Source organism: Gimesia sp., from assembly GCF_048260065.1.
Lineage (GTDB): Bacteria > Planctomycetota > Planctomycetia > Planctomycetales > Planctomycetaceae > Gimesia.
The window spans coordinates 120,113-131,224 of sequence record NZ_JBLXHC010000014.1; the positions used below are offsets into that span (position 1 = coordinate 120,113).

Consider the following 11,112-nt stretch of genomic DNA (forward strand, 5'->3'; position numbering starts at 1 on the left):
TTCAACGAACTCGGCAGACTCGTGTGGACGACTTGCTTCAAACACTCTTTTCTCTCTGTGGAGCTTGTCGATTATGGCGCAGTGACTACGTTGGCATGGTCTGTTTTGGGTAAGGGGATGCGGTACCAGAGTGGCATATGGTCGCTGACGCTATGCTCGAAGCGCTTGACAAAATCAGCAGCCTGTTTTGGGGGTAACTTTCCAAACTGCTTACCCAGTAAAGCCTCGCTGAACAGATTGACGAAATCAAAGACGCCAAAGTCCGGGCCACACGGCTGCTTGCCCGCATCCTGATTTTTGAATTTCTTTAACCGCGGATCGCGCGAAAAGATGCCAATCTGATCGAAGGTTTCACTTAACCTGGCATTGGTCGTCAGGATGCCGTTTTCCACCTGCAACTGCTGGTCAGGACATTGGGGATGTTCATTCAGGAAGGGGAAATAAACGTTGACTTCTTTCCCCCCTGTTTTATTCAATTTTTCAATCAGTCTCAGAATCCGGGGCCGATCGTTGTCGGGCTGATCGAAGTCCAGATTCAGGTCTCCCAGCAGAACAATATTGAACGACTGGTCTGCTTCTTTTTCCGAAACGCGTCCCATGATCCAGGACATCAGCGCATCAAATTCCTGGCGACGATCATCGATATAATTCCCATAGTATAAATGCGCATTGATAGCCATGAATGTGTAACGTTCGGCGCCCGGATGACCATGAATTTCGAACATCACGGCGAAGGGGGTGCGGATGAAAGATAAAAAGACGGGCATCTTAAGGGGCAGCGTTGGCTTCTGCGGTTCACGTCCGCCGTTTGCCTGAAAATCAGCCAGTGCCTTATTATATTTATCCAGCTTTTTTAAGTACTTTTTGTCCTCAATCGCTTTGTTGACAGCTTCGCCGATCGACTCCGCATTTTCTCCCAGAATCTGCAGGACTTTGGAGCGGTCGTAAGTAACATCGGTGACCATCTCTTTACGGTTTACCACGGTCCAGTTGAAAATAAAGGCGAGCCGTTCGGATAAGCCCCCCTCATTGGGAAACGAGCCAGTGGTATCGGAAGCGACCAGCCCAAAATCATCACCCATCAAATTTTTGAGATGCTTTAGCCCTCCCATATCTTCGAGCACTTCCTGAACCGCCAGCAGGTCGAAGTGTCGGAACACGTCGGCAAAAAACTGCCAGGTATCGGGATCTCGTTTATCTTTCGCCCCCAGTTTTCGGATATTCGCAGAACCAACCACGGCTGATCCATAGACGCGCGCTGGCAGACCATAGCGCTGCGGATTTGAATTCAATTTATCGCGGATCAATTTCCATTCATCTTTATTGAACTTTGCCATGCTGAACATTCTCCTGGATTTAGTGGTTCTCCCCTTGGGGAAGGCGGACTCGTGTTCTGGCAGAAGGTGTTTCAGAGTGTGCTGAGTTTTATTTTGAGACTGCAGGAACCGAGCTGGTTTAAGTAACAGGTGTCAGTCTTGTTGTGTATACTCATGTTACGTGTATTAAACAGCACATGGGTTTTCCTGTCCACAAGTTTGTTGTGAAATTATATTTTGCTGTCGCCTTGTAGTTTCAGACTGCCATTGGAGATCCATTGAGAGCGATCCGGGAGATTGAATCGTTCGTTTCTTCTGGCAGATGTCAGGGCAGGGCAATCCGTAATTTTCGATTGAACTGTCCGGTGGGCAGTCCATAAACAAGTTGCCTCTGACAATCGAACTGGTAATGTGAGAGACCTGAGACTGCGATCACCCGTGCTGGCTTATGTGGGTGACTCTCTGTTAGAATGGATAGCATTCTGAACTTGTCTCTGATCGCTCCCAGATACATGTCCGCTGGTAACAGCTGATGTCAGTCGATTTCACTGCAGATCAGTTATTATGAATGTCAGTCAGTAAGGAGTTTTTTGATGTCAGAAACGCGTACGAACCGGCGGGAGTTACTGCAGAAGGGGGCGCTGCTGGCGGCCGGTTGTCTGGCGGGAGGGCCTGCTGTTTTGCAGGCGGCTGACTCGGAACACCAGGCAGACCCTGCAAAAATAAAGATAACCGGCGTCAAAACGTATCTCCTGCAACATAAACTGAAGCGTCGGTTCGGGGTGTCGGTTTCAGTTCCTCTTGATCAGTTCCGGAAGACGTTGTTAGTCAAAATTGAGACCGACGCCGGATTGACCGGCTGGGGGGAGACGGCTCCGGTCGGTGGAGCCCGGGGAACGATTGACGATCAAATCGGACCGCGGCTGATCGGTCAGAATCCGCTGGAACAACGCAAACTGTGGCGAATGATGTGGGGACCGAATTTCGGTAATGCACTGGCAGTGGCTGCGCTGGATATGGCGATCAACGATATCCGCGGACAGGCATTGAATCTGTCGGTGGCTGAATTATTTGGCGGCCGACTTCGCGATCGCGTTCCCGCGTATGCCTCGGCGATGAATTACGTGGAAAATGAACAGCCCGAGGAACAGTATCCCCGCGAAGCAGAACAACTGGTAAAGCAGGGGTTCAAGGCACTGAAGATGCGCATCGGTCGTTATCCGGTAGTACGCGAAGCAGCGGTGGCTGCTGCGGTTCGTGAAGCAGTCGGGCTTGATATCAAATTAATGGCGGACGGGAACGCCGCTTATACGCTTTCGTCAGCACTGCAGATGGGAGAGGTACTGCACGATCTCAATTTTGAATATTTTGAAGAGCCATTGCCGCAATCTCCCCACTATGCCGGTTACGAAGAGTTAAGACGCAAGCTCCCTCTGCCTCTGGCCGCCGGTGAAGGCGTCGACTCGCGGGGCAGTGCTAAAGAACTGATTGACCGGCAGTGCATGCACATCATCCAGCCGGATGTCAGTCTGTGTGGCGGCATCGGCGAAACCCTGTTTATCACTGAAATGGCGGCGCTGTCAGGCATCCGTTGTATCCCACATTGCTGGGGAGGAGCCATTCTCATCGCGGCCACCGTGCAGACACTGTCTCTGATGCCTGATCCTCACTGGGGCTTTCCCACCGACACCCCCATGCTGGAACTGGATCAGTCGGAGAATCCCTGGCGGACTGAGATCGTCAAAGAACCATTCCAGCTAAAGGATGGTTTTGTAGACGTCCCCACCCGTCCCGGGCTCGGTATTGAGGTGGATGAAGCGATCGTCAAGCGGTATGCGATTTAAGTATGAAATAGAAGGATGCCAGGTAATTACTATTTAGAAACCTGAATCCTTTTATTATTCAATGCATGAATGAGAAGTTAGAAATGCCGACTACGAACGGTATAGAATGTGAAATCAGACTCAACCAGATTCGCCAGGGTGTAATCACAGGCGAGGATGGATTGGAATGGTTTGCTGGTCTCGAAGGTACAGAACAAAAGTCTGTACTCTGTACATTGAATTATATGAGTATGCAAGCGGGACCAATGACGGCTGACGTTCCATTAGCCATTTTAGATGCAGGACTGAAACCGACATTTACACCATGTGTCATGTTAAAGTCAGGGAAACTACGAACCGCAAGTTCGAAGGCACTTCATCTTCCATCAACAGAGTATCAGAAACTTTTTCGCTTATTAATTGCGCTGTTCAAAATCGCTGATCAGCGCCGTGCTGAATTATGTGTTCCAGATTGTCGGCACTGGTGGCATCAGGACTTGGCCAGCGAAGCCGTATTACTGACAATCAGAGAGAACTACCATAATGGAAATTTGTAGAATTTCAGTCAGGAGCAGCATACGATAAAAACTTCAAATCTATCAAAGTCAGTAGCAGACAACTTTGGAATAGAACAAAAGCTGTCAGGCCCATTTATAAATAGACCTGACAGCTGTTTTTAAAATCGCGGATTGTGAAAGTTTTAATCTTCCAGTTTGAGAAACGCCACGGCGTTGTTGTTGTTCATGGGGATGATTAACTGCTTGTGTTTTGAATCGTAGCCCATGGATGCGGCACTGGGGATTCCCGAGGCGATGACTTGAGCGGGTTTCCCGGGGCTGATTTTGGAGACACTTCCGAAGCGCACACTGCTGACATACTTCGTTCCATCGGGGAGAATTACCAGTCCGTCGTTGCCCCCTTCGGCGGCATGTTCGGTGCGGATCAGTTTTCCGTTGGCAGGATCGAATGTCATCACATCGTTGTTACCGACATTGACGACGACAACGTTTCCGTCCTGGTCAATTGCTACGCCATTGGGAATGTTGAGGGGGGCACCATCTACAAAGAGCGAAACTTTACCGTCGGCGGTGATTTTATAGACGCGGAACTCAGGACGCGAATTGGAAACAAAGATCGTCCCTTCCTTATTGACGGCGATCCCGTTCAGGAATGTGGAACCTTCGACAGGATAGGCTTTCCCCGGTTTGCCTGTCGCGAGATCGAACGTGCGGACGACGTCGATGTCAGCGGTATACAGGGTGCCGTTCTGAATGGCACTGCCCAGTGGATGGTTGAGCGTTAAGCCATCTCGCGTCGCGCCGATCCATTTCGTGGTGTGAACCGATCCATCCGGGTTCAAGAGTGAGACGTAGCCGTCATTTTCTTCCTGGGTTTGTGGAACCCCGGCATTCATGACAACAATCAGATCGCGAGTCGGGTCGTAAACACAGCTCTCAGCAAAACGAAAACTGCCATACACCTTCACATTGTCTGAGAGGGGAACGAACTTGCCGGCTTCGTTGACGGCTCCCAGCGGTTGTCCCGCCTGGAACGGTTTTGAAGACGATTTCTTCTGAGCCAGAGCGATATTGCTCATCAGGCACATCGCGCCAAGGGTCAATACAAAGAACGCTTTCATCAGTAGTCACTCCTGTTGTTAATGGACTGGGAATCACAGAGATTCTGTTGATCACCAAGGTACCCGAATTCCATTTTCCAGGGAAGGATCAGGGTATGAGATACAGAACCCTGTCTTTGAAACCCAGATTGTCAGTTCTGGGATCCGTCTTGAAAGTACTGATTAATTGCGTTTGATGAGGATTCTGCTTCAGGACGAAGAGTTAACAGCCTGAAGTGCTGCTTCACGTGAGTCGAACAGAGGCCAATAGGATCCTATTTTGACGCACTTGAGCAGGTCCTGCATGTTTTCACAGGCATTGCAGAAGACGGCTTGCCCGCCAGTCTGTTTCGCCTGCTGCAGGAGGCGAATGATGGAACTGATGATGATGGAATCCAGATGATCAACCCGGTGAAGATCAATAATTACATTCTTTAATTCCGGCTTGCTGAAGAGTTTAATGACCTTGTTCGATTCGATCTGAACGTTGCTGTAGAGAAAATGCAGCGTCGATCCCTGAGGGATGACAATCAGGTTAGGAGCAGAAAGCTCCACTTTGAAAATTTCCAGTTGATCTACCATGAATGGATCCAGATTGAACATCGTCTTGAGAAGACTTGAAAAATCGACGCTAGTCTGATTTTTAAAGTGATGCCTTCAGAAAATCGAATTTGATTCTGTTAGTTGTACTGTAATGAAATATATAAGGAAATCACGGTTCAGAAGAACATTTCAGGAAAAATGTTACTGTTTTGATTAGTGAGGTAGTGAGTTATGGTTGAGTCATTTTGCACCATGTAGAGTTCCATGGGCCTTACTGCCAGATGAGTCTTGAACGGTATTTCCTGACATTTCATCAAAGCGGTAAAGCAGGAGCGTATTTTCATCTACTGCAAAATTGGAGTGTGGTGTGAATGATTTCTTGTAGCGCCCCACATTGGAGATTTTAAAGGCATGAATTTTACCTTCAAAACAATGCGATTGGGCATTTTCTGTGGTAGAAGTACCTCCGATGAGTAGTTTTTCATTCAGGCTTGAGCTGATGATCTCTGCCAGTTGCTCCTGCTGAATGGCCCGCATGGGAAGAGTACGACAGGGGAGTCCATTTAAAAACATCTTCCAGATGGTTCCGTTCCACTGACAGGCGATGTGTACCGGATGATTCAGGGCAACATCCTTGCTGGAAACTGTGGAGACCGGGATTTCCTGAGACTGTGGGTCCAGTAGCGACCAGGTCCAGTATTCGCCATGATTGACATGGTATTTCAGACTGAGACTACCCAGTTGAAATACCAGTTGATGTGCCAGTTTTCTGTCCGTTTCGGGAGTGACCCAGGCTTCGATTGTGAATTGTTCTGCAGTGGGATCCGGAAAACGGGATTCGACCCAGTCGTCGCCGTCAAACTGGAGGCCTCGTTTGAGAAGTTCCTTGTCTGGTTGCAGTGAAATCGACCATTCGGCTCCCGTAATTCTGGCATGATTGAACATACCGCTCAGATCGTGCAAAACTTTGCCTTTCCCTTCTTCAAAACGATATAACGCTACAGTGGAAGCGTGTCTGGTGAGCAGGGGGGGAGGCTGGAATTCATCCTGATAGACCGTCTGCTCGCTGATTCTCAACTGTGAAATGTTTCCCTGGAATCCCCGGTGCTGCGAATTTTCTAAAGTCGAACCGGAACCGATTCGAAACATTGATCTTAAAAACCTTGCCATACGATCTGCCCGATTCTTCGTTACTTTTTCGGGTATGCTGCCATCGACGAAAGCATTGAGACTGGTTCCATCAAACACGCCGGCAATGTGATGTTTCCCGGGAGAAATCTCGGCAGAGAAGGCATGCCAGATCCACTCACCTTCGTGATAATACATGTGGATGCGGTGATTGCGAAGTACACAATAAAATACTCGCAGGTGGGAATGCATATCAAAAATAACCGACGAGGCAAAGTGGTCGTTGATAGTTACTTCCGGAATATCGACCCAGCATTCAATAGACAGGGGGGCCGATGCTTTTCGATAGTCGTAGTCGACTTCCGCAAAGTCATCCACGCCATTGAAGTGCAGGGAAAACTGGTCACTTTTTTCGATATCATCTGACAGGGGATTGATCGCAGCAGATACGCGAAAGCCGGTGAGAGCATCTCGTGAATCTGATTTAAGGCCTTCGCGCGATGCAGACCGACAGTTCAACGCTTTCTGTATTGCTGAACCGCCTCGTACAACGCGATGACTGCCTGAACTGGGACCTGACGGATTATTGACCGAGCTGGAAAAACTGTTTCTGTCAGCGAAATAGTCCTGACACCATTCGGCAACATTGCCATGCATGTCAAAGAGCCCCAGGGCATTGGGTTGTAGCTTTCCACAGGGGTGAGTGGTTGTCGATTGTAACCAGGCATACTTTGGTAATTCTGATTCATCGGATGTGAACCAGTCTGAGGACGTCCCCGCACGGCAGGCGAATTCCCATTGTGCTTCTCTGGGAAGCTTGAATACAAATTGGGACTGGTTCCGGGTTAACCAGCCACAGAAATTATTGGCATCAAACCAGCTCAGGTTCGCTACGGGATGATCTTCACTGATGGCGCCATTCAGATCACTGGCCCAGGTGAACCTGGGGTTTGTCTCTGAGGACTCAAAGTCAGTCCCACCTGAACCGTCAAGCTCTGCGTCTGTCCTGTACTTAGTCTGATTGACAAACTGGCGGAACTGCTTTCGTGAAACCTCGGTTCTGCTCAAATAGAACGGGTGTGTGATCCTGACCAGCTTTTGAGGCAGGTCAGCAGAAATTTTGCGAGGTAAGGAATCGTCCTCTTTGATAGAACTATCAGGTGCCTGTAGAGACTCTTCGAGTGTTCCCATCATAAATTCGCCCGGGGGAATCAGTACCAGATCGATACTTATGTTTTGTCCCAGAGGAACTGAGGTTTGTACGGGGAGTTTTAAATGCTCGGCCCATGCCTGTTGTAACTGGCTGATACGATCTGGACTGTCATTCACGGAAATGTGGTCAGGAGTGTCGGCCGGCCATTGATAGATTTCCGTTTTCTCAGGGACGTTCTGGGGATCATATTTTTCCCAGGTCGCTCCGACGATTTTTCCATCATGACCATTACCACTTTTGTCTTTCACAATTTTGCCGGAGTCTGCATTCAGGTGGTACAGCAGGAGGGTGGAATCAGAAGAGGACAGCAGCTTTTCCGGTGAAAAGTCTTCCTGGTAGATGACTCCTCTTGAGAAGCGACACTGGTGGAGTAAACCGGCAAAACAGTCTTTTTTTTCTGCAACAGGGCGTCCGATGAGGGCCGGGTCCGGATTGGCACCAAGGTGAATGGGAATGGGTGAGTGCCGATGTAAACGCCTTACGGGGAAACTCAGCCCCTGCTTTTTTCCGTTCACATACATGCCAACACTGATTCCATCGTAGACAGCAGCAAGGTGCACCAGTTTACCGCAACCGATCTGCTTTGAACGAGTGTGAGCAGCGTAGCTGGTTCCTTCGTGAAACAGAAATTCAGGCCGGTTTCCGTCTTTCAGTCTGACGATAATACCCGCAGTCTCCGCATTCGAGATGATCTCCATCGTCCTGGGACGTTCCTGGCAGTCGGGAGTAATCCAGGCTTCGAACGTAATGGGAGCCCCGCTTCCGTATACAAACGATGTTTCCACAAAGTCATCAATGCCGTCAAACCTTAATGCATATTGATCCTGGTTCACCACCGTCGATTCAGGAACTGGTACAACAGGAGCAGCAGGATTGGCCTTTTCAGAGAGTTTACTCTCAGCAGGAGGGATCATTAGATACAGAAAGGAACACAAGATGAGCAGACTGACTCCCGAAATGAACGCAATACGTTTCCATTTTTCTGGAGCATGGTCAGTCTGTTTTTTCAGTAACACTTCAATCGAATTGACAGCCTCCCCCCGGCTCTTTAATGCCGCTACGACCTGTTCCGCTGTAGGTCTCTGCTGAGGGTCTGTATGCAGCATGGACTTCAACAGTTTTCGATCCGCCCGATTGACCATCTGAAACTGGCTGGCAGGATGGATGATCTCAAGTGTTTTCGAGTCCCGATTGATGGGGAGTCCTGTGAGCAGAAAGAACCAGACACACCCCAGAGAATAGATGTCCGAACTCGTTGTTGCATTTCGCGCTGAACTCCACTGCTCCGGGGCCACATAATTGACCTGCCCGAAACCCTGGCGCATCGAAGTCAGTTCCGAACCATCCGAGCGACCTTCTTCAAAGGCCAGCCCGAAGTCAGCGATCTGTACGAATCCCCTGTTATTGAGCAGAATATTTCCCGGATGGATATCTCGATGTACGATCCCCAGTTTGTGGACTGCTGTGAGTCCGGATGCGACCTGATACACAATCGTTGCCGAGGCACGTGCGGGCATGGAAAAGCGAAGCTCATCCATTTTTTCCTTCAGGTTTTTTCCGTCGACGTACTCTTGCACAAAATAGGTAAAGCCGTTTTCTTCACCCGCGAAAAGTGCTTTCACTACATAGGGGGATTCCACCCTGGCAAGAATTTGTACTTCCCGTTCAAATCGTTCTGCCAGATCTTTCCATACCTTTTGCCGCTCTGTGTTGATGAGCTTCACTGCAACCGGTCGAATCAGTTTTGTATCGTAGCCTTTAAAAACGCGGCCCATGCCACCAGAGCCAATCTCGTATTCAAGCGAGATCTGGCCTATCGAGAGAGGGGGGACTTTGAGTTGGTTGATCAGCTCATCAGGTTCATCATCCAGTCTTTCCAGCTTCTCTCGACAAAGCGGACAGATATTAAAATGTTCAGAGAGGGTCTCGATCTGGTCAAAATCGAGTTTGCCCAGACTGTAATCTGAGATCTCCAGAAGATTGGGGCAGGTAGAAGAGGTTGAGTCAACCACGAAAATGTGTCCTGAAAGTTCGATAGTACCAACGCGTGCTTACCAGTATATGTGTTGGTTCACCGGAAAATGTGACAACAAATTTCCCGAAAAATAAACTTTATAAGTCCTCTCCCAGTAAATCGCGAATCTTGCGGAGTGCGCGGGACTGAATCTGCCTGATATTGACAGCGGTCATCTGTAATTCATCTGCAATTTGACTGGTGGGCATCCCGGACAGGAAAAACAATCTCAAAACCTGTTTTTCCCTCTCATTTAATCCAGCGAATTCAATCACTCCTTCTGCGATATCTCTTTTTTCTTCCACCGTTTCAATATTGTCATCAATCAGATTCTGGATGTGGTTGAGGTTGTCTGTGCCCCCGGGGGCAATCACCTGTTTCTTGCGAAAGCGGTTAGAACAGACGTTCCGCAGGCACATTTTAAGCAGTCTGATATAGCTGTGGCGGCCATGCTGCAGTCGCAGACTTTCTTTGTTCATGACTTCCAGTACAGCGGTTAATGCTTCCTGTACAACGTCTTCCGCATCTTCCCTGTTTTCGATGATCCGGTTTGTCATACGTCGTAACAGCCATGCCGAGAGCTCCATCAGCCTGTTTGACGCTGTCGGATCTCCAAGTGAAGCGCGCTGAATCAGAGTGGTCGAGATTGAATCAATATCCATAACCCGTGTACTGCGATCTAATTGGAGTTATTTATTTAAGAAAATGTTCGAGGGAGTCATTTTTTTGTCACAACGGTAGTTCGAAACAACACCTATTCCATGTGGACAATCGTCAAATGAAATTGAAAAGACTGGTAATTGTTCATGAGAGGGCTGTTTTGGTGAATATTTGGCGGGGCCGTTTATACGTCCTTTAATATACGTTTTTACCCATGCATGACTCTAAGTGCAAGAAGAGAGTGGAGATTTTGCAAATCCAACTCTCATGTCAGGCGGAAATCAAACAGGGACCATCCATCCGTGATGAAAGCTGACAGGAGATTTCAGTTTAAACTTTGGCGACGCAACGATTTGCTGCGTTCAAAATCAGTAAAAGGGTAATCACATGCGGGCGAATGTATTGTTCTTGTTTTTGCTGATCATCATTTCTGTTTCTGTCATTCCCACCCTGCAGGGTTATCCCGTATTCAAACATGTGAATCAGGTTTCAGGGCATGTCTCGACCGGCAGATATGATCAGAATGGCAGATTGCATGGTCGATACACTGTGCACGACAAAGCAGGGAATCTGCTGGATCTCGGAGAATATGATCATGGCGAATGCATCTATCTAATTAAGTATGACGCCGATGGAAAGTTGCTGTATGAACTGCGCGAGGATGAGAACTATTCCCTGGTTCAGACCGATTACAGGCACTAAACGGTTTCCCGTTTTATTCAAAAATTCCTGCTCAGGCTGCTGAGTCGCTGGAGGTGATAAACAGAGTATGGATTCTCCTGCAGGTCAGACTGACT

Annotated in this window: 8 protein-coding genes; 3 read left to right on the forward strand and 5 right to left on the reverse strand. The window is 48.6% G+C overall.

Annotation, left to right across the window (positions count from 1 at the left end):
* Positions 1 to 71 precede the first annotated feature (71 nt).
* Entirely contained in the window at positions 72 to 1,337 is a 1,266-nt protein-coding gene (locus ACN0YN_RS23325) for an endonuclease/exonuclease/phosphatase (RefSeq protein WP_417387435.1), read from the reverse strand.
* A 572-nt stretch (positions 1,338 to 1,909) separates the two neighbouring features.
* On the opposite strand from ACN0YN_RS23325, the gene ACN0YN_RS23330 reads away from it, so the two are divergent.
* Positions 1,910 to 3,160: a mandelate racemase/muconate lactonizing enzyme family protein gene (locus tag ACN0YN_RS23330; protein ID WP_417387436.1), complete on the forward strand. Its 1,251-nt coding sequence runs from the start codon at positions 1,910 to 1,912 to the stop codon at positions 3,158 to 3,160.
* Positions 3,161 to 3,243: 83 nt separating this feature from the next.
* Positions 3,244 to 3,696: a DUF5958 family protein gene (locus ACN0YN_RS23335; protein ID WP_417387437.1), complete on the forward strand. Its 453-nt coding sequence runs from the start codon at positions 3,244 to 3,246 to the stop codon at positions 3,694 to 3,696.
* Between the two features lie 143 nt (positions 3,697 to 3,839).
* Here the strand turns inward: ACN0YN_RS23335 and ACN0YN_RS23340 are convergent, their stop codons facing one another.
* The 4 genes from ACN0YN_RS23340 to ACN0YN_RS23355 form a co-directional block, all read right to left on the reverse strand.
* Positions 3,840 to 4,778 carry an SMP-30/gluconolactonase/LRE family protein gene (locus tag ACN0YN_RS23340; RefSeq protein ID WP_417387438.1) on the reverse strand — a complete coding sequence of 313 codons (939 nt, stop codon included), beginning with the start codon at positions 4,776 to 4,778 and terminating at the stop codon, positions 3,840 to 3,842.
* Positions 4,779 to 4,967: 189 nt separating this feature from the next.
* Entirely contained in the window at positions 4,968 to 5,339 is a 372-nt protein-coding gene (locus ACN0YN_RS23345) for an STAS domain-containing protein (RefSeq protein WP_417387439.1), read from the reverse strand.
* A 201-nt stretch (positions 5,340 to 5,540) separates the two neighbouring features.
* Entirely contained in the window at positions 5,541 to 9,653 is a 4,113-nt protein-coding gene (locus ACN0YN_RS23350; RefSeq protein ID WP_417387440.1) for a protein kinase domain-containing protein, read from the reverse strand.
* Positions 9,654 to 9,753: 100 nt separating this feature from the next.
* Positions 9,754 to 10,317: an RNA polymerase sigma factor gene (locus ACN0YN_RS23355; RefSeq protein ID WP_417387441.1), complete on the reverse strand. Its 564-nt coding sequence runs from the start codon at positions 10,315 to 10,317 to the stop codon at positions 9,754 to 9,756.
* A 385-nt stretch (positions 10,318 to 10,702) separates the two neighbouring features.
* Between ACN0YN_RS23355 and ACN0YN_RS23360 the strand changes: the two genes are divergently transcribed.
* Positions 10,703 to 11,017 carry a hypothetical protein gene (locus ACN0YN_RS23360; protein WP_417387442.1) on the forward strand — a complete coding sequence of 105 codons (315 nt, stop codon included), beginning with the start codon at positions 10,703 to 10,705 and terminating at the stop codon, positions 11,015 to 11,017.
* Positions 11,018 to 11,112 lie beyond the last annotated feature (95 nt).

Coding starts and splice junctions, on each gene's coding strand:
- ACN0YN_RS23325 (WP_417387435.1), bottom strand. CDS start 1,337: ATGGCAAAGTTCAATAAAGATGAATGGAAATTGATCCGCGATAAATTG.
- ACN0YN_RS23330 (WP_417387436.1), top strand. CDS start 1,910: ATGTCAGAAACGCGTACGAACCGGCGGGAGTTACTGCAGAAGGGGGCG.
- ACN0YN_RS23335 (WP_417387437.1), top strand. CDS start 3,244: ATGCCGACTACGAACGGTATAGAATGTGAAATCAGACTCAACCAGATT.
- ACN0YN_RS23340 (WP_417387438.1), bottom strand. CDS start 4,778: ATGAAAGCGTTCTTTGTATTGACCCTTGGCGCGATGTGCCTGATGAGC.
- ACN0YN_RS23345 (WP_417387439.1), bottom strand. CDS start 5,339: ATGGTAGATCAACTGGAAATTTTCAAAGTGGAGCTTTCTGCTCCTAAC.
- ACN0YN_RS23355 (WP_417387441.1), bottom strand. CDS start 10,317: ATGGATATTGATTCAATCTCGACCACTCTGATTCAGCGCGCTTCACTT.
- ACN0YN_RS23360 (WP_417387442.1), top strand. CDS start 10,703: ATGCGGGCGAATGTATTGTTCTTGTTTTTGCTGATCATCATTTCTGTT.